The sequence below is a fragment of the Actinoplanes utahensis genome, assembly GCF_016862455.1.
In the GTDB taxonomy this organism is placed as follows: domain Bacteria; phylum Actinomycetota; class Actinomycetes; order Mycobacteriales; family Micromonosporaceae; genus Actinoplanes; species Actinoplanes utahensis.
The window spans coordinates 200,730-219,873 of sequence record NZ_BOMZ01000015.1 but is presented as its reverse complement, the minus strand read 5'-3'; the positions used below and the strand labels follow the sequence as shown (position 1 = coordinate 219,873).

The 19,144-nt window shown below is 70.6% G+C and carries 14 protein-coding genes; 5 read left to right on the top strand and 9 right to left on the bottom strand.

The features are described from left to right. The first annotated feature begins 32 nt into the window (after positions 1 to 32). Positions 33 to 1,280, top strand: coding sequence for a phosphatidylserine decarboxylase (locus Aut01nite_RS04660; protein WP_043522186.1), 1,248 nt, complete (start codon positions 33 to 35; stop codon positions 1,278 to 1,280). Between the two features lie 924 nt (positions 1,281 to 2,204). Here Aut01nite_RS04660 and Aut01nite_RS04655 read toward each other — a convergent pair. From Aut01nite_RS04655 to Aut01nite_RS04635, 5 genes are all read right to left on the bottom strand, one after another. Continuing rightward, on the bottom strand, positions 2,205 to 3,092 hold the full coding sequence (locus tag Aut01nite_RS04655) for a CDP-alcohol phosphatidyltransferase family protein (protein WP_043531268.1): 888 nt from the start codon (positions 3,090 to 3,092) through the stop codon (positions 2,205 to 2,207). A gap of 265 nt (positions 3,093 to 3,357) precedes the next feature. Beyond that, entirely contained in the window at positions 3,358 to 4,251 is an 894-nt protein-coding gene (locus Aut01nite_RS04650) for an NUDIX hydrolase (protein ID WP_043530964.1), read from the bottom strand. Positions 4,252 to 4,256: 5 nt separating this feature from the next. Next, positions 4,257 to 5,204: an NUDIX hydrolase gene (locus Aut01nite_RS04645; RefSeq protein WP_043531269.1), complete on the bottom strand. Its 948-nt coding sequence runs from the start codon at positions 5,202 to 5,204 to the stop codon at positions 4,257 to 4,259. A 130-nt stretch (positions 5,205 to 5,334) separates the two neighbouring features. Then, positions 5,335 to 6,882 (bottom strand): glutamine-hydrolyzing GMP synthase, encoded by a 1,548-nt coding sequence (gene guaA, locus Aut01nite_RS04640; RefSeq protein WP_043530966.1) that lies wholly within the window; start codon positions 6,880 to 6,882, stop codon positions 5,335 to 5,337. A gap of 37 nt (positions 6,883 to 6,919) precedes the next feature. Continuing rightward, positions 6,920 to 8,764, bottom strand: a complete 1,845-nt coding sequence (locus Aut01nite_RS04635; RefSeq protein WP_052164381.1) for a S8 family serine peptidase — start codon at positions 8,762 to 8,764, stop codon at positions 6,920 to 6,922. A 151-nt stretch (positions 8,765 to 8,915) separates the two neighbouring features. On the opposite strand from Aut01nite_RS04635, the gene Aut01nite_RS04630 reads away from it, so the two are divergent. Together Aut01nite_RS04630 and Aut01nite_RS04625 are read left to right on the top strand one after the other, a co-directional pair. Continuing rightward, entirely contained in the window at positions 8,916 to 10,019 is a 1,104-nt protein-coding gene (locus tag Aut01nite_RS04630; RefSeq protein WP_043530968.1) for an LCP family protein, read from the top strand. A 16-nt stretch (positions 10,020 to 10,035) separates the two neighbouring features. Continuing rightward, positions 10,036 to 11,439 carry a M1 family metallopeptidase gene (locus tag Aut01nite_RS04625; protein WP_043530970.1) on the top strand — a complete coding sequence of 468 codons (1,404 nt, stop codon included), beginning with the start codon at positions 10,036 to 10,038 and terminating at the stop codon, positions 11,437 to 11,439. An 82-nt stretch (positions 11,440 to 11,521) separates the two neighbouring features. Here the strand turns inward: Aut01nite_RS04625 and Aut01nite_RS04620 are convergent, their stop codons facing one another. Beyond that, the gene (locus Aut01nite_RS04620) at positions 11,522 to 12,643 is read right to left on the bottom strand and encodes a GuaB3 family IMP dehydrogenase-related protein (protein WP_043530972.1); all 1,122 of its coding nucleotides are present in this window, start codon (positions 12,641 to 12,643) and stop codon (positions 11,522 to 11,524) included. 55 nt (positions 12,644 to 12,698) lie between these two features. Further along, positions 12,699 to 14,186 carry an IMP dehydrogenase gene (gene guaB, locus Aut01nite_RS04615; protein WP_043530974.1) on the bottom strand — a complete coding sequence of 496 codons (1,488 nt, stop codon included), beginning with the start codon at positions 14,184 to 14,186 and terminating at the stop codon, positions 12,699 to 12,701. A 120-nt stretch (positions 14,187 to 14,306) separates the two neighbouring features. Here guaB and Aut01nite_RS04610 point away from each other — a divergent pair, with 120 nt between their 5' ends. Continuing rightward, a complete protein-coding gene (locus tag Aut01nite_RS04610) occupies positions 14,307 to 14,705 on the top strand; it encodes a DUF5319 domain-containing protein (RefSeq protein ID WP_043531273.1) in 399 nt (132 codons plus the stop codon). A gap of 1,083 nt (positions 14,706 to 15,788) precedes the next feature. Here the strand turns inward: Aut01nite_RS04610 and Aut01nite_RS04605 are convergent. Then, complete coding sequence (locus Aut01nite_RS04605; protein WP_043530976.1) at positions 15,789 to 16,643, bottom strand: response regulator transcription factor; 855 nt, start codon at positions 16,641 to 16,643, stop codon at positions 15,789 to 15,791. Positions 16,644 to 16,874: 231 nt separating this feature from the next. On the opposite strand from Aut01nite_RS04605, the gene Aut01nite_RS04600 reads away from it, so the two are divergent. Then, entirely contained in the window at positions 16,875 to 17,261 is a 387-nt protein-coding gene (locus Aut01nite_RS04600) for a WhiB family transcriptional regulator (protein ID WP_043531275.1), read from the top strand. A gap of 159 nt (positions 17,262 to 17,420) precedes the next feature. Here Aut01nite_RS04600 and Aut01nite_RS04595 read toward each other — a convergent pair whose 3' ends face one another. After that, complete coding sequence (locus tag Aut01nite_RS04595) at positions 17,421 to 19,121, bottom strand: molybdopterin-dependent oxidoreductase (RefSeq protein WP_043531277.1); 1,701 nt, start codon at positions 19,119 to 19,121, stop codon at positions 17,421 to 17,423. Between the last annotated feature and the right edge of the window lie 23 nt (positions 19,122 to 19,144).

Here is a 19,144-nt window from a genome sequence, read left to right as displayed (position 1 = left end):
CTCTCCCATGTGCGGGGCAATATGCTCGCTGGATGACCGCGTTTCCGACCGTTTCCGTCGCGCCCGTCCCCGGCGTGGGCGCCCGGGCCGCCCGCGCCCTGACCGCCGAGTTCGCCCGGCAGAACGCGGCAACGTCCGCTCTGCTGGTCGGCGCCGACCACGCCTCGGCCGTGGTGGCCGCCGTCGTCGAGGCGTTGCTGCCCGGCGACACCCTCACCCTGATTCCCGGTGACAACAGCAGCACCGACCTGCTCCGCGGCCACATCTCCGGCCTGGGCAGCTGGGTCGCCGACCGGGTGAAAGTTCTCGAGTCCCTCGACGAGGCCCAGCCCGCCGACGTGGTGATCCTCGGGGAGCCGCTGACCGGCACCGCCGAGGAGACCCGCACCCTGATCGACCGGCTCGGCAAGTACCTCGCCGACGGCGCCGTCCTCTCGGTGGCCGTGCCCGCCGGCCCGGGCCGCACCGCCGGCGCCGCCGCCGAGCTCTTCCGCCAGGGCGCCCTCTTCGGGGTCGGCTCCGACCTGGTGGTCCGTAACCAGCCGCCGCTGCGGATCCACAAGCTCCGCTTCAGCCCGGCCGAGGTGTCGACCGCCTCCGCGGTCGCCCCCGCCTACCGGACGTCGAGCGTGCCACTGACCCGCACCATGCACATCGACTCCAACGGTGTCGCCGCCGCCGGCATCGCGCTCGGTCTGGCCGCGCTGGCCCGCCGCGCCCGGCCGAAGTCGAAGCTGTGGCTGATCCCCGCGGTCGCCGCCGCCCCGGTCGCCGCCTTCTTCCGCGACCCGGAGCGGGACGTCCCCACCGACCCGTCGGCCATCGCCTCCGCCGCGGACGGCAAGGTCCTCTCGGTGGAGCGGCTGCGCGACGACCGGTTCGGCCCCGGCGAGTTCCTGCGCATCGCGGTCTTCCTGTCGGTCTTCGACGTGCACGTCAACCGGGCGCCGGTGGCCGGCCGGGTCGCCGACTACTTCGTCGAGGAGGGTGGTTACGCCAACGCCGCGACCGCCGCGGCCGAGCACAACGTGGCCGCCTACACGGTCCTGGACACCGCCCGCGGCACTGTCGTCGTCGCCCAGCGGACCGGTCTGATCGCCCGCCGGATCGTGCAGCGGGCCCCGGTCGGCACCCTGCTGGCCAAGGGCGAGCGCTACGGCCTGATCCGCTTCGGCTCCCGCACCGACGTCTACCTCCCCGCCGACGAGGCCGAGGCCCTGGTGTCGGTCGGCGAACGCGTCGTCGGCGGTTCGACGGTCATCGCCCGCTGGAAGAGCTGACAACCCTTCTCCGGTACGCCGCCGGCCGCCTCAACCGCAGCCACACCTCCCCGTGGCTCCGGCGCGAGGCGGCCGCCGACCCGGGGGCCGTAAGGCGACCATCCGGCTGGTCCCGGATGGTAGCGGTGGTTCCGGCTGCTCGCGGTGGTCCCGACTGCCCGCGGCGGCCCCGACTGCCCGCGGCGGCCCGGGATGGTCGCGGTGGTCCCGGATGGTCGCGGTGGTTCCGGCTGGTTCTTTGCTGTTCCGACCTGGATCTCTCCGCTCTCCCGACGTGGGGACAGCACAGACCCTGCTGGCCAATTCGCCGGCCCCTGTCGATGGGGAGATTGCGCTGCCCGCGCCACCACGCGCTCACCGGATCCAACCCAGCGGACAAAAACCCGCCCGCCCGCGACGGAGACACCCCTCACGCGCGAGATCGGTGAGTTTCGGGCGAACCGGTTCACCACAACCCCACAAGATCGACAACCGGCGGGCAAGCAATTGGTCAGCAGGGACAGCACAGAGAACCAGTCGGCACTGACCGCGCCCACCGCCCCACCGGGACCACCCCACTCACCCTCGCCCCCGGCCGGCACTGGCCCACTAGCCGGCACTGGCCAGCACTGGCCCACTGGCCGGCGCCGCGCAGCGGAGGCCACCCAGGCGCAACGCCCGTAAGGCGCGTTTCGGCCGTAAGGCGGGCCTGCCTCGCGCGGAGCGGAGGCCAACCCGGCGCAACGCCCGTAAGGCGCGTTTCGGCCGTAAGGCGGGCCTGCCTCGCGCGGAGCGGACGGAACGGGATCGATGCGTTCGGGGGCGGCGACGTGCGTACGAAAGCATGGTCCATGCAGTGGGCAGACCGCGCCCACGGGCAGACCGGAAGCGTGCACGGCGAAGGCCGCCTCCCTGAGGGAGGCGGCCTTCGCCGTGGTGATGGGGTCAGGCGCGCTTGGCGCGCATCCAGAGGACCGGGCCGCTGAACAGGTACGTCGCGACGATGAGGACGAAAGTCATGCGGGGCTCGATCAGGGCGCCGACGATCGGGAGCAGCCACAGCCACGGCGGCAGCTTCATCAGGCGGGCCAGTTTCGCGTAGGGGAAGCTGGAGACCATCGCGAAAGCGAGCAGCGTCACGCCGGCCAGCAGGACCATGCCGGGCAGCGGCAGGCCGATCAGCACGGTGAGGGCCAGGACCGCGGCGGCCATCGTGGTGGGGACGCCGCAGAAGAAGCGGCCGTCCTTCGGTGAGACGTTGAAGCGGGCCAGCCGGATCGCGGCGCATCCGGCCACCAGGGCGGTGGCGACGGCGGCGGCGGCCGGGGGCACCTCGTCGGCGAGGGAGGCGTAGACCACCACGGGCGCGGCGAGGCCGAACGAGCACATGTCGGCGAGGGAGTCCATCTGCGCGCCGAACGGGCTGGCGACGCCGAGCTTGCGGGCGAGCGCGCCGTCCAGGCCGTCGAAGATGACGCAGGCGACCAGGAACGCGGCGGCGATCCGGACCTGGCCGTCCATGGCCAGGAAGATCGCCATCAGGCCGAGGCCCAGGCTGGCCAGGGTGCAGGCGTTGACGAGGGCGAAGCTCGCACGGCGGGACATGGTGCGCTCACCGGGAAGCAGGGGGATGGAAGCCGGCGCCGGGTCGGACTCGGCGACGGTCACGTCCACAGGAACCCCCGGCGCGGGAATGGTGATCGTCCGCACCGGCTCGGATCCGACGTGAAGAACCTCGGCTCGGGTCGCGGTCGCGGCCCGCCCGGTCTCAGCGGAGCGGCGGCCCACCCGAACCAACAGGGCTTGCCGCGCGAGAGTCCCGCCGCGGCGCAGCCGGCCAGCCCAACGACGCCCGGCGGGACGGGGACTATCCGTCGTTCGACGCCGGCGCCAAGGGGTACTCGGCACGTGCTTCCTCCATGGAGTTCGGTTGTTCCGTCGGTCACACATGTGCCCGGCGAAATTGCGGGTTACACCATCGCACAGCCGGACGGCCTTGGCGAGAGGGCGAACAGTCCTGGGGTGCAACGACGGGAGACACCTGTCGCATTCCCCGCGCCTGTCGAAGGACGCGTCCTCAACCTTCCTTACGACGATTTTAGCCCGTGCGGACGAGTGCATCCCGGGCCAGTTCGGTGAGCGGGAGGTTGCGGGCCTGCTCACGGGTGAACCAGGCGGCCTCCGCGGTCGATCCGCCGGCCGCCTCGGTGACCGCCGCAGCGACCGGTTCGTCCACGCTGACCTGGTACACCACCCGGATGACGTGCCAGTCCAGCGGCACGCCCTCGGGTCCGAGGGCGGCCGGGTCGTAACGGTGCGAGATGCCGGCCAGGCCGATGATCCGGCCCTTCTGGGACGTCTCCTCGTAGAGTTCGCGGGCCAGCGCCTGCTCCGGGGTCTCACCGAAGTCGGTGCCGCCGCCGGCCAGGTGCCACAGTCCCGCACCCGGGAATCCCTCGGCGATGCGGGTCAGCAGGATCCGCCCGGCGGGGTCGGTGGCCAGCGCGTACGCTCCGAACCGCTGCACCCGCCCGGTGCGCTCCGGCTCGCCGGCCGGCACGTCGCCCAGGCCGGCGGTGTCGAAGGTGACGCCGAGGACACCGGCGGTGAAGGGCAGCAGCGGGCGGGCCGCCACCTCGGTGGAGGTGATCCACTCGGCGAGGTCGCTCGTGCCGTCGGCCTCGTGCCGCAGTGTGCCGCCGGTCACCTCGACGTCGTAGATGATCCGGTCGGTGTGCTCGACCGAGCCGTCCGGGAGCCGGGCCAGGTCGGCCAGCACCGTCCGGACGCCGGTGATCCGCACGGCCAGGCCGGTCTCCTCGGTGAACTCCCGGACGACGGTGTCGTCCGGGTGCTCGCCCTGGTCGATGCCGCCGCCGGGCAGGGACCAGACGCCGGGGAACGCGCTGGCGTCCGATCCGCGGGTGAGCAGCACGTCTCCGGTGGCGGAGCGGCAGACTCCGTACGCCGCCGCCCGTCTGAGGATCTTCACCGGTCCTAGATTAGCCGCGCCGCCCGCAGCGCCTCGGCGGTCACTTCGGTGATCTGGTCGCTCCCCAGTCCGGCGACCTGCTGGAGCGGCATCCACCGGGCTTCGGAGGTGGAGCCGCCGACGTCGTGGATGGTGACCTCGGTCGGCTTGTCGACGACGACCCGGTAGAAGGCCCGGACGCCGTGCCAGTCGATCGGGTACCCCTCCGGGCCGAGCGAGGCGGCGTCCCGGTGGCTGGCCACGCCGAGCAGCTCGATCAGGCGGCCCACCTGCCCGGTCTCCTCGACGAGCTCGCGGAGCAGAGCGGTGCCGGGCTGTTCGCCGTAGTCGGTGCCACCGCCGGGCAGGTGCCAGCAGCCGGCGCCCGGGTAGCCCTCGGAGATCCGGGTGAGGAGCAGGTTCTGGTACGGGTCGGTGGCGATCGCGTACGCCGCGAACCGTTGCGCCCGGTGCAGCCCGTCCGGCCCCTCGTAGGCGTAGAACGAGGGGAAGACCGGCGCCTCCTCGGGCCGCAGGTCGGCGGAGGCGGCGGAGAGCCCGAGCGCGGCCGCGGTGAACGGTCGGAGCTTGAGCTTCTCCGCTTCTTCCAGGGTGAGCCATCGGGCCAGGTCGGTGGCGTGGCCGACCCGGTCGATCAGGGTGCCGCCGCGCACCGACACGGTGTAGATCAGCCGGTCGGTGTGGATGGTGACGCCGCGGTGCGGCATCGAGCGCATGTCGGCGAGCACGTCCTGGAGCCCCGAGACGGCGACGGAGAGCCCGGTCTCCGCCGCGGTCTCGCGGACGACGGTGTGGTTGGGGTCTTCGCCGTGATCGACGGCGCCGCCGGGCAGCGACCAGACTCCGGGAGTGCCGGATTTGGACGAGGCCCGGACCAGGAGGACGCGGCCTTCGCCGTCACGGGCGACGGCGTAGGCGGCGATCCTGCGGAGCGGTTCGAGTGCGGGGGTCACGGGCGGCATTCTGCCCGCTTTATGTTACCTCTCAAGAACATCTGTCAAATTCCTGACAGTGGGATAACGGCGAGTAATCGCAGCTCAGGGCGGGTTACACCGCCCTGGGCGATTGATCCACTACTGACCGTTACTCCCACTCGATGGTGCCCGGGGGCTTGCTGGTGACGTCCAGCACCACCCGGTTGATCTCGCGCACCTCGTTGGTGATCCGGTTCGAGATCTTGGCGATCAGGTCGTACGGCAGCCGGGACCAGTCGGCGGTCATGGCGTCCTCGGAGGAGACCGGCCGCAGCACCACCGGGTGCCCGTAGGTCCGCCCGTCGCCCTGCACACCGACGCTGCGCACGTCGGCCAGCAGCACCACCGGGAACTGCCAGACCTCCCGGTCCAGCCCGGAGGCCGCCAGCTCCTCGCGCGCGATCAGGTCGGCGGAGCGCAGGATGTCGAGACGCTCCCGGTCGACCGCGCCGATGATCCGGATCGCCAGGCCGGGCCCGGGGAACGGGTGGCGCTGGACCATCTCCTCCGGCAGGCCCAGCTCGGCCCCGAGCGCCCGCACCTCGTCCTTGAACAGCGTGCGCAGCGGCTCGATCAGCGCGAACTGCAGGTCGTCCGGGAGGCCGCCGACGTTGTGATGCGACTTGATGTTGGCGGTGCCGGTGCCACCGCCGGACTCCACCACGTCCGGGTAGAGCGTGCCCTGGACCAGGAACTCGATGTGCCGCTCGGCGTCCAGCTCGCGGGCCGCCTGCTCGAACGTCCGGATGAACTCCCGGCCGATGATCTTGCGCTTCTGCTCCGGGTCGGTCACCCCGGCCAGGTGGCCGAGGAACTGCTCCGACGCGTCCACGACCTTGAGGCGGATGCCGGTGGCGGCGACGTAGTCCTTCTCGACCTGCTCGGCCTCGCCGGCGCGCAGCAGACCGTGGTCGACGAAGATGCAGGTGAGCTGGTCACCGATCGCCTTGTGGACCAGCGCCGCGGCAACGGCGGAGTCGACGCCGCCGGAGAGCCCGCAGATGACCTGCTTGTCGCCGACCTGCTCACGGATCCGGGCGACCTGCTCCTCGATGATGTTGTCGGGGGTCCAGGTCGGCTCGATGCCGGCGATGTCGTACAGGAAACGCTTGAGCATCTCCTGGCCCTGCTCGGTGTGCGCCACCTCGGGGTGGAACTGCACACCGGCCCGCTTGGAGGTCAGGTCCTCGAAGGCGGCGACCGGGGCTCCCGGCGTGGAGGCGGTGACCGTGAAGCCGTCCGGGGCGACCGCGACGCTGTCGCCGTGGCTCATCCAGACCGGCAGGTCGGCGGGAAGCTCGCGGAGCAGCGTGCCGCCACGGGACTCCAGGAGGGTCCGCCCGTACTCCCGGGAACCGGTGTGGGCGACCGTGCCACCGAGGGCCTGGGCCATCGCCTGGAAGCCGTAGCAGATACCGAAGACCGGCACATCATGAGCGAACAGCCCCGCGTCGAGCGTGGGCGCACCCGGCTCGTAGACGCTGGAGGGGCCGCCGGACAGGATGATCGCGGCGGGGTTCTTCGCCAGCATCTCGGCCACCGGCATCGAGTGCGGGACGATCTCGGAGTAGACACGGGCCTCGCGGACCCGGCGGGCGATCAACTGAGCGTACTGGGCGCCGAAGTCGACGACGAGAACGGGACGCGGGGTACTCACCCGGCGAGTTTACCGACGGGCGAGTACCCCGGACCGGTCAGGATCGGGTGTAGGTGCGGATCGGTGTGTACGTCACGTTGCCGGCGCGGTCGTACACCCGCGCCTGGACCTTGAGGGTCTTGGCCCGGTTGGCGGTGTTGAAGGCGAGCTGGTACGCCGCCGTGGTGTCGGTCGCCACCACGCCGCCGTTCACGAGCAGCTGGACCTGGCTGATCCCGGACGCGTCGGCGGCCTTCACGGTCGTGGTGACGACGCCGCTCACCTTGGCGCCGTTCGCCGGCGCGCTGATGATCGACGCGGTCGGCGCGATGTTGTCGGCCCACAGCTTGCGCACGCCCGTCAGCCGCTGGTTGCCGGCCTTGTCGGTGATCCGCAGCTGCACGTTGATCGTGCCGTTGCGGCCGGCGGTGTTCAGGACCGGCGCGAACGGGGCGGCGATGTCCCAGCTGTGCCACTTGCCGTCGGCGATGATCTCGACGGAGCGGATGCCGGACCAGTTGTCGGTGAGACCGGTCGGGGTGATGGCGGCGTTGCCGCGGACCCGGGCCCACTCCGCCGGGCTGATCCCGGTCACGGTGGGCGCGGTGGTGTCGGTGCCGGCCGTCAGCGCGGTCGCGGCGTTCACCGAGCCGTGCTGGGTCCAGGAGGCGTCCTTGCGGGCCGACGCGACGACCGCCCGCTGCAGGCTCCAGCCGGTGTAGCCCGGGTTCTTCGACGCGACGAGCGCGGCGACGCCGGCGACCAGCGGCGACGAGAAGGACGTGCCCTGCACCTCGTAGTCGTCGTAGACGATCCTCCCGTACCGGTCCCGGACGGTGACCCAGCAGGTCCGGTCGCCGTCGAAGCAGTACTGGCCGTACCGGTTCATGGCCGCGGTGATGCCCGGCGCCGCCACGTCCACCCACGGGCCGTAGGAGGAGAAGTCGGCACGGGTGGTCCCGCCGGTCCGGGTGTCGGTGGCGCCCACCGCGAGCACGTCCGGGTACGCCGCCGGGTAGACCACCCGGTTGTTGCCGTTGTTGCCGGCCGCCGCCACGACCAGGACGCCGCGCGCGTTGGCCCAGGCGACCGCGTTCTGCAGCACGGCCGAGCCGGCGTAGCCGCCGAGCGACAGGTTGATGATCTTCGCGCCCTGCTGGGTCGCGTAGAGGATGCCCTGCGCGATCTCCGAGTGGCTGCCGCTGCCCTGGCCGTCGAGGACCTTGACCGGCAGGATGCGGCACTTGGCGCAGACGCCGGCCATGCCGACGCCGTTGTCCGGCGTGGCCGCGATCAGCGACGACACCATGGTGCCGTGGCCCTCGTCGTCGGTCGGGCTGTTGTCGTCGTTGACGAAGTCGTACCCGGGCAGCAGCTTGCCGTGCAGGTCGCTGGTGGAGTACGCGGTCACGCCGGTGTCCAGGACCGCGACGGTGACCTCCGCGCCGGTCGTGGTGTCCCAGGCGGACGGCACCTTCAGCTGGGCCAGCTCGGGCTGCCGGCCGGCGGTGAACAGCGGGTCGTTCGGCGTCACGTCGAGCTTCTTGGCCACCGGGTCGGCCTGCACGTACGCCACGTTGGGGTCGAGCTTGAGCGCCGTGGTCACGGCCGTCGCCCGGCCCGCGGGCACCTCGACGGACTTGGCCCGGATCTGGCTGAGCAGCCGCCGGCCGAGCGGGTCGCCCTTGCCGTCGGCGCCGGCCAGGCCGAGCCGGTCGAGGCTGGGCAGCCTGACGTCGGCCTGTACGCCGGTCCGCAGGCCGACCAGCAGGCGCACCGTGGAGTCGGCGTCGCCGGCTGTGGGCCCGGTCACCGAGGCGTTGGCGATCGAAGCGATGCTCGCGCCGGCGACGAGCGCGGCGGCGGACACTCCGACGACGATCCGCCGGTGGATGGATTTCATTCTCGGACAGCCTCCCCGTGCGGCGATCCACCGCGGACCGGGGAATCGCCGCGACAGCGTACCGGTGATCTTAGATTTGGCAATAGGCCCTTTCATCGATCGAGTCCGCATCGACGTTGAGCACCTTCCGCACGTCATTTACTGTTCGGCTATGCGAAGCAGCAAGATCACCTGGTCGATCGTGGTCGGCGCCGTCCTCGCTCTGGTCGCCGGAGTGGGCGTCGCCATCGCGGTCAACCGGAGATCAGCGCCCGCGCCCACGGCGGCGCCGTCCCCCGCCGTCTCCGCCGCCGCCTCCGCGAGCGCTGCCGCACCCGTTCCGAGCAGCGCACCTTCGCCCGGCGCGGACATCAAGGGCCCGCTCGACCTGGTGCTGATCGGCGTCGACACCCGGGTCAGCGTTCCGGGCTGGGAGCCGCACGCCGACACGATCATGCTGTTGCACGTGGAAGCCGATCTGAAGTCGGCATACCTGTATTCGCTGCCGCGCGATCTCCGGGTGCAGATCCCGGCGTACCGGAAAGCGGGTTTCGCCGGCGGCAAGCACAAGATCACTGAAGCGATGAGTCGCGGATCACGGATCCCCGGATCGAACCGGAAAAGTGTCGAGCAGGGTTACGAACTGCTCACCCGGACACTCAGCGCCTACACCGGCATCAAGACCTTCCAGGCCGGCGCGATCCTCAATTTCGGCGGCCTCGACGGACTGGTCAACAAACTCGGCGGCATCGAGATGGTGATCGATCAGAAGGTGACGTCCAAGCACCGCCGGCCGGACGGCTCGATGCGGACCCTCGCCGGCGGCGACTACGTCGGCCCGCAAGCCACCTACCTGCCCGGGAAACGCAAGCTGGTCGGCTGGCAGGCGATCGACTACGCCCGCCAGCGGTACGGCCTGCCGAACGGCGACTACGACCGCCAGCGTCACCATCGGCAGCTGGTCCGCGCGATCCTGGACCGGGCGCTCGACGTCGACCTGGACGATCCGGCGAGGCTCGGCCCGATGATCAAGTCACTGGGTGGCTCGCTGGTCTACGTCGGCGGGCGTACACCGTTCGAGTACGCCTACGCCCTCCGCAACCTCGCCCCGAACCGGATCACCACCGTCACCCTGCCCGGCGCCGGGGTCGGCAGCGGCGGCGGATACCTCGGTGAGCAGCTCAAACCCGAGGGTCTCGGCTTCGTCCGGGCGTTGGCGAAGGGCGCTCATGTCGCCTATCTGAGGTCGCACCCCAAACTGGTCGACAGGGTTTAGACGTAACCTCGGTGGCATGAGGCGACGGGGCTACGGGCTGATCCTCCTGCTGGTGCTGTCCGGCTGCTCCACGGGCGCCGACGAGAAACCGACGCCCACGCCCACGGTGAGCTACGGTCCCGGCGCCGACGGCGCCGGCGATCCGTATTTCCCGAAGTACGGCAACGGCGGCTACGACGTCGCCGGCTACGACCTGGCGCTGCGCTACGACCCCGCCTCCGGCAAGCTGGACGGCACCGCGACGATCACCGCGACCGCCACCCAGGCGCTGTCCCGGTTCAACCTGGACCTGGCCGGGCTCGCCGTCTCCGCGGTCACCGTCGACGGCGCCGCCGCGACCGCGGCCCGGGAGGGCGCCGAACTGGTGATCACCCCGGCCGCCGGCATCCCGAGCGGCCGCGCCTTCACCGCCGTGGTGACCTACGGCGGCACGCCCGCGCCCACCCACAACGACACCCTCGGCACCAGCGGCTGGCTCAGATCCGGCGCCGGCGCCATCGCCCTGGGCCAGCCCGAGTCGGCGAGCACCTGGTTCCCGGTCAACGACCACCCGTCCGACAAGGCGACGTTCCGGCTCGCGATGACCGTCCCGGACGGTGTCGAGGTCCTCAGCAACGGCGTCCCCGGCAAGAACGACACAGCCGGCGGCCGGACCACGTGGCGCTGGGCCGAGGAGTCGCCGATGGCGAGTTACCTGGCCACCGTCGTGATCGGGCAGTACCGGATCACCACCGCCACCCACGCCGGCCGGCCGATGGTCACCGCCGTCCCCGAGTCGATGCCCGCCACCGGGCCGGCCGCGCGATCACTGGCCCGCACCGGCGAGATCACCGACTTCCTCGAGACCCGGTTCGGGCCGTACCCGTTCAAGGCCAACGGCGGCGTCGTCGTCGACGAGGAGCAGATCCGCTACGCGCTGGAGACGCAGTCCCGTCCCGTCTACGGCAACTCGTTCTTCCTCGGCGGCGAGAACACCGGCGTCGTCGCCCACGAACTCGCCCACCAGTGGTTCGGCGACAGCCTCGCCCTCGGCCGCTGGCAGGACATCTGGCTCAACGAGGGCTTCGCGACATACGCCGAGTGGCTCTGGTCCGAGAAATCCGGCGACGAGACCGCCCAGCAGCTCTTCGACGACACCTACGCCGGCTTCAACTGGTCCGAGACACCCGGCGACCCCACCCCGCAACGGCTCTTCGGCGCAGCCGTCTACCAGCGCGGCGGCATGACCGTCCACGCCCTCCGCAAGACCCTCGGCGACGACGCCTTCTTCAAACTCGTCAAATCCTGGACCGCCGAACACCGCGACGGCAACGTGACCACCGCCCAGTTCATCCAGGCCGCCGAGACCGCCGCCGGCAAGGACCTGGACGCCTTCTTCGAAGCCTGGCTCAACGGCACGACCAAACCGCCGAAACCCTGATTCGGTACGCCGTACCAAAGGTCCCGTGGAACGGAAGCGCCCACCTCCGCCGGTGCGGGGTGGGCGCGTTCGTCACCGACTGTCAGGCCCGGTCGAGGACCAGGGCGACCTTCTGGAACTCCTTGACGTCGCGGTAACCGCACTTGGCCATCGCACGCTTCAAGCCGCCGAAGAGGTTGAGCTGGCCGTTCGGGCTGTTGGCCGGCCCGTACAGGACCTCCTCCAGGGTGCCGTCCGGCTCACCGGCGATGCAGAAGCCACCACGCGGCAGAGCCGGGTGCGACGCGGCCGAATGCCACCACGCGCCACCGGCGGGAGCGCCCTCGGCGAGCGACAGCGGCTCACCGAGCATGACCGCGTCCGCGCCGCAGGCGATCGCCTTGGCGATGTCACCGGAGGTGGCCAGGCCACCGTCGGCGATCAGGTGCACGTACCGGCCACCGGTCTCGTCCAGGTAGTCCCGGCGAGCGGCCGCGGCGTCGGCGATCGCGGTGGCCATCGGCACCCGGATGCCGAGAACCGTGTCGGTGGTCGACCACTCGTCGGCGCCGACCCCGACGATGACACCGGCCGCACCGGTCCGCATCAGGTGCAGGGCCGTCTTGTAGTCGGTGCAACCGCCGACGATGACCGGCAGGTCCAGGTCGGCGATGAACTCCTTGAGGTTCAGCGGCTCGTCGGTCGTCGACACGTGCTCGGCCGAGACCAGAGTGCCCTGAATGACCAGCAGGTCGACGCCCGCGTCCAGCACCACCGGGGCGAGCGCCAGGGTGTGCTGCGGCGACACCCGGACAGCCGTGGTGACACCCGACGCGCGGATCTGCCGGACCCGCTCGGCGATCAGGTCCGGCTTGATCGGCTCGGCGTAGACCTCCTGCAGGCGCCGCGTGGCGTCGGCGTCCTCATCCAGCGAGGCCAGCTCCTCGAGGATCTTGCTGGGGTCCTCGTACCGCGTCCAGAGACCCTCGGCGTTGAGCACACCCAGGCCACCGAGGCGGCCCAGAGCGATCACCGACTCCGGGCTCTGAGTGGCGTCCGACGGATGCGCGACGCAAGGGATCTTGAACGGGTACGCGTCGAGCTTCCACTCGGTCGACACGTCGTCCACATCCCGGGTGCGACGGCTCGGAACGATGGCGATGTCATCCAGGTGGTAACCGCGCTGGGCGGTCTTGCCGAGGCCGATCTCCACTACGTCACGCATGACAGGTGCTGCCTTCATTCCTATTTCGGGGTGGCGGGCGGGGCGGTCGGACGGCTTAACGCGAGTGGTAGTTGGGAGCCTCGACGGTCATCTGGATGTCGTGCGGGTGGCTCTCCTTGAGCCCGGCCGCGGTGATCCGGATGAGCTGTCCCCGCTCCTGCAGGTCGGGGATGGTCTCCGCGCCCACGTAGCCCATGGCCGCGCGCAGCCCGCCGATGAGCTGGTGCGCCACCCTGGACAGAGGACCACGATAGGGCACCTGACCCTCGACACCCTCGGGGACCAGCTTGTCCTCGTTCACATCCTGCTGGAAGTAACGATCCTTCGAGTACGACTTGGCCTGACCGCGCGACTGCATGGCGCCGAGCGAGCCCATCCCCCGGTACGACTTGTACTGCTTGCCGTTCGCGAAGATCAGCTCGCCGGGGCTCTCCTCCGAACCCGCCAGCAGACTGCCCAACATCACCGTGTTGGCGCCGGCCACGATCGCCTTCGCGATGTCACCGCTGTACTGGATACCGCCGTCACCGATCACCGGCACACCCGCCGGGCGGCAGGCCCGGGACGCCTCCATGATCGCGGTTATCTGCGGCACACCCACACCCGCGACGATCCGGGTGGTGCAGATCGCACCCGGCCCGACACCCACCTTCACCGCGTCGGCACCCGCCTCGACCAGCGCCTTCGCACCGGCGAAAGTCGCCACGTTGCCGCCCACGATGTCGATCGTGACGTCCCTCTTCAAACGGGCGACCATCTCCAGCACCGCCCGCTGGTGGCCGTGCGCGGTATCCACGATCACCACATCCACCCCGGCGTCGACCAGAGCACGGGCCCGCTTGTACGAGTCGTCGCCGACACCCACCGCGGCAGCCACCCGAAGCCGGCCCTGCGGGTCCTTCGCGGCGTTCGGGTACTGCTCCGACTTCGTGAAATCCTTCACCGTGATCAGCCCGCGCAGGTGACCGCCCTCGTCGACCAGCGGCAGCTTCTCCACCTTGTGCCGGCTGAGCAGAGCCAGCGCCTCATCCTTCGTCACCCCGACCGGGGCGGTGATCAGCGGCGACTTGGTCATCACATCACGGACCCGGACATCGAAGTCACTGACGAACCGCATGTCCCGGTTGGTCACGATGCCGACCAGCACACCCGCGGCATCCACCACCGGGGCGCCGGAGATCCGGTAACGCCCGCACAGCGCGTCCACCTGACGCAGCGTGTCATCCGGCCCACACGTGATCGGGTTGGTGATCATGCCGGACTCGGAACGCTTCACCAGGTCCACCTGGCTCGCCTGATCCTCCACCGAGAGATTGCGGTGCAGCACGCCGATCCCGCCCTGACGCGCCATGGCAATCGCCATCCGCGCCTCCGTGACCGTGTCCATGCCCGCCGAGAGCAGCGGAATGGAGAGCTCGACGTTGCGAGTCAGGCGCGTGACCGTATTGACCCGGCTGGGCACCACATCCGACTCACCGGGCTGCAGCAGCACGTCGTCGAAGGTGAGACCGAGAGGAACGGTGCGGGCGCTGTCAGTTTCCACAAATCATCCCTAGAGAAGAGGCGGGGTTCATCATCCTACCCATCGGCGAAGCGGCCACCCGGCTGGCGGACAGAACGTGCGGGCCAGCACACTCACGCGCGAGGTGAGTACGGTATGGGGGTGCAAGATGAGCCGATCGACCCGTTCAACGGCGACCCGACCGACCCGGCCGCCGGTCTCGACGACCTCAACGAGGACGCCGAGTCCGAACCGCTGACCGAGGACGAGCGGCAGGACGTCCTGGAAGACCTCTCCGACCTGGAGATCTACCAGGCACTGCTCAGTCCGACGGGCATCCGCGGGCTGGTGATCGAGTGCGAGGACTGCCACGAACCGCACTACTTCGACTGGGACCTGCTCCGCGGCAACCTGCGCCACCTGCTGAGCAGCGGCCGGCCCCGCGTCCACGAACCCGCCTACGACCCCGACCCCGACCACTACGTCACGTGGGAATACGCCCGCGGCTACGCCGACGGCGTCCACGACACCCTCACCGAAGGCAACGACGACGAAAGCTGAACCACCCTGGGACGAGGCGTGCCGTTTCCGCCCGCAGGCCGGGCCGCCGGGCCCTCCCAGCCATGGGATGAGGTAGTTGGGTCGCTTCTCTACGGGGAAGAGGTAGCCGGCTCGGTCACCCACGGAACAGGCGTGCCGACCTTCCCGCCTACGGGACCAGGTAGCCGGCTCAGTCACCCACGGGAACAGGCGTGCTGACCCTCCCACCCACGGGAACAGGCGCGCTGACCCTCCCACCCACGGGAACAGGCGCGCTGGCTCTGTCACCCATGGGACCAGGTATCCGGCTTTCTCGCCCCTCTGAGCTTGCTGGCTTCGCTTCGCTTCGCGGCAAAATGACCTTTAAGTTGGTGTCGAGACAGTCGATTTTCCGCCACCCAGCAAAAACCACTGGGCGTCGAAAAATCGACTGTCTCGACACCAACGGTCATTTTGCGGGCAGTTCTGTGAATACGACCTTGCGGCAACTACGGGGTTGGATAACGGCTGCAACCGAACCGTGCGCGCTTCAGCAGACCTCCGTGGCCACAACACTGCTGCCCGCTCCCGTGGCCACGCAACGGTGAAGCCCGGCAGTGCCCCCGCACACGTACCCACGCAACGGTCCCCGCCCCGTGGTCTCTGGTACACGTGGCCACGCAACGGTCCTCACCCCGTAGTTTTCCAGTGTGCGCGTGGCCACGGAACGGTCACGCAAAATGCCGCCGGTGTCGAGGCGAGTGATTTTCCGACGCCCAGTGGGGTTTGCTGGGTGGCGGAAAATCGCACGCCTCGACACCGGTTACAAGGCATTTTGCCGCGGAGCGAAGCGAAGCCAGCAAGCTCAGAGGGGCGAGAAAGCCGGATACCTGGTCCCCCGGGCGAGAGAGTCAACAACCTCACCCCGCGGGCGACCAAACCGACGACCTCGTCCCCCGGGCGAGAAAGCCAACAACCTCACCCCGCGGGCGACCAAACCGACAACCCCGTCCCCCGGGCGACCGAGCGAACAACCTCGTCCCGTGGGTGGGCGGGCCGCCGTGACCGGCCCGTGGTCACGTGGGTGGGGCGGCTTCCGGCACCGCCCCACCCGTCGTAGCTGTGTCAGGCGACGAGTCCGGCCCGGAAGCCTGCGGCGACCGCATGGGCGCGGTCTCGTGCACCGAGTTTGCGGAACAGTCGTCGTGCATGGGTTTTGACCGTGTCTTCGGAGACGAAGAGTTCTCTGCCGATCTCCGCGTTGCTCTTGCCGTCGGCCATTCCGCGGAGGACCTGTAGTTCACGTTCGGTGAGGGTGAGCCGCCGGCCGGCCGGGGCCGCCTCGCCCATGCCGACGCCGGCTTCGTTGCCGGGCCAGGCGACCATGGGGCGGCCGGTGGCGGGGTCGATCGGGGCGTCGCCGCGCTGTGCCGGGACCATGGGGGCGTTGGGCCCGATCATGGCGGGGACGGCGGCCGCATTGGAGACGCCGAGTCCGCCGGGCCCGTTGTGGTATTGGCCGCGGGTTGCCGGGGAGTTGGTGTTGCGTACGCCGCCGGCCACGGTGGCCGGTTGCGCGTTGGCGCCGTTGATCGGCATGCCTTGGGGGCGTACCGGGAGCAGCAGTAGGAGCAGCGCCTTCGCCACGACGCTGACGAGGTCGTGTTCGACGCCGCGGATGACGCCGCGGGCTCCGGCGGCGACTGCCGCCGCGGCGACCCGGGGGTCTTCCGCTCCGAAGAGCACCACCTGTGCCTGTGGGGCGCGGGCCAGTACGCGCCGGGTGAACCCGACGCTGTCGGGTCGGGTCACGGCGGTGTCGGCCAGGACCACTTCGGCCGGCCGTTCCGCCAGTCGGATCATGGCCTCGGTCTCGCTGACCGCGGTCCGGACGACGCCGGTCATGCCGAGCCGGGCCGCGGTGGACGCGACGGTCTGGGCCGCCAGCGGGGTTCGGACGCACACGAGGACGGTACGCACAGTGATCCTCCTTCTCTCTCAGAGGAGATCACGCGAGGGCCGCAGCATTACGCGCTTTAGATGGAAAAAACGGGAAAGAAAGGTATGACTTGCCACTGCTTTGCCATGCCGCTGGGGAAGACATCGACATGGTGCGTGTGAGCCGGGTGTTGCCGGGGTACACCGGCGAAAGGCCTGACCCAGGCCCCTCACGACGAACGCTCCGCGGTGCCGCGCGGGAGGAGGGTGTTGATGTCGAACGTTCGCAGACTGCCCGGTCCCATCGCCGATCTCTGGGATTGGCAGCGACTGGGTCTCTGCCGGGGCCGGGACAGTGCACAGTTCTTCCACCCGGATGGCGAGCGCGGGTCGTCCCGCAGTCGCCGCGAGGCGAAGGCCAAGACGATGTGTGGCGCGTGCCCGGTTCGGGCCGAGTGCGCCGCGCACGCCCTCGCGGTTCGCGAGCCGTACGGGGTCTGGGGAGGTTTCAGCGAATCGGAGCGGCTGCGGCTGCTCGCGGTCGGCTGGGAGGACCTTGCCGATCGTCACGGACGCGTCGACCTGCTCCGGCTCGAGGCGCGCCTCGGCCGGCCCCACAAGACGGCGGTACCCGCGCAACGGCAGGCACCGGCGGCCTGACGCCGCCCGGCACGCGGCATCACCACACGGCTTCCGACGCGGTCCTCCATGGAGGACCGTGTCGCGTGGTTCAGCGGTTCTTCAACCGCATTGGTGGACATGCAAGCCACCGTATGAGCGACTTGCTTTTTCGAGTCGGACCGAAAGTGCGGCTTTCCGCTACCCGATCTCGATGTTCACCTGATGCCATCCGGTCGCGCCGTCCGGGGCGGGTGGCGCCTCCTCCGGGGTCTGGGTCACCCCATCGAGATCGGTCGCCCGTACCCTCAACGTGTGCTGACCGGTGGAAGCCGGCCAGGTCAGGCTCCACTGCCGCCAGGTGTCCGCGGACGCCGCCGGGGCCAGTTGTGCGTCTTGCCACGGACCGTCGTCGACCTGCACCTCGACCTTGGCGATCCCCCGATGTGTCGCCCATGCGACTCCGGCCACCACGACCGGCCCGGCGGGCTTGACGGCGCCGTGGCGCGGGCTGTCGATTCGTGACTGCGTCTTCACCGGGGCCTGCGCCGACCAGCCTCGCGGCACCCAGTAGGCGTCGAAGTCCACGAACCGGGTCAGCTCGATCTCGGTGATCCATTTGCAGGCGGAGACGTACCCGTAGAGTCCGGGAACGATCATCCGGGCCGGGAATCCGTGCGCGACCGGCAGGGGTTCGCCGTTCATCCCGATCGCGAGCAGCGCGTCCCGCCCGTCCCGGAGCACCGCCGTCGGTGTCCCGCAGGTCCAGCCGTCGACGGATCGCTGCACCGCCTGGTCCGCGCCGGGCAGCGGATCCGCTTCGTCGAGCAGTGCCTTGATCGGCGTGCCCAGCCAGCGCGCCGTACCGATCAGGTCGCCGCCGACCTCGTTGGACACGCAGGCGATCGTCACGTGCCGCTCGACCATCGGCCGCTTCAGCAGGTCTTCCCAGGTGATCGTGATCGGGTTCCGGACCATCCCGTGGATCCGCAGCTCCCACGTCGCCGGGTCCACCTGCGGGGTGACCAGGGCGGTGTCGATCCGGTAGAAGTCCCGGTTCGCCGTGACGAACGGCACAGCCCCCGGCGCCTGCACTCCGGCGGGCAGCACCGGCGCGGCTTCCACCGCGACCGGCAACGCGACGCTCTCCCGGGCCACCGTCACCGCGCGGCGCGAGGTGAGCAGTCTGCCGCCGACCCCGGCGAGGGCGGCCACACCGGCGACGATGCCGAGATCACGGAGGAAGCGGCGACGGCTTTCCTGGATCCGGTACGGGCCACTCCCGCCCGGCTCGACGAAAGAGGCCGGTTCGCCCGCTCCGGCGGTCGCACCACGCTCCTCCGGCCCGGTCGTCCCGAAAGGCGATCCCGGCACCGCGCCGGAAGGCGGTCCCGGCACCGCGCCGGAGGACGGCCCCGCCGCCGCTCCGGAAGCCGGCCCGGTCGTGACCGCTGCCGGTGCCGGGTCCGGCGCGGCCGATTGCGACAGGCGTGACAGGTGCCGCAGGACCAGCACCGCCACGGCCGCCCCGCCCAGTGACGGCACCACCGCCGCCGGGCCCGCTCCCGGCCGGGTCACCGCCGCGACGGCCCCGGCCAGCCCGAACAACGCGATCCCCCCGACCGCCCACGACCACCGACGCCGGGCGAGCAGCCCGACCCCGTAGGCGTACGCCGCCAGCAGCACGACCGTCCCCACCAGCAGCGCCGTCTTGTCGTGCACCCCGAACACGGCGATGCCGAAATCCTTCACCGGCGCCGGCACGTGATCCACGACGACGCCACCGACCGCGACGAGGGGCGACGACCGATCCCCGGTCACCACGGCGACCAGCTCGGCGACGCCCAGCGCGGCCGCGGCCGCTCCCACACCGGCGAGCCCGGCCCGTATCGATGGCTTCACCGCACCATCCTGCCCCGCCGGAA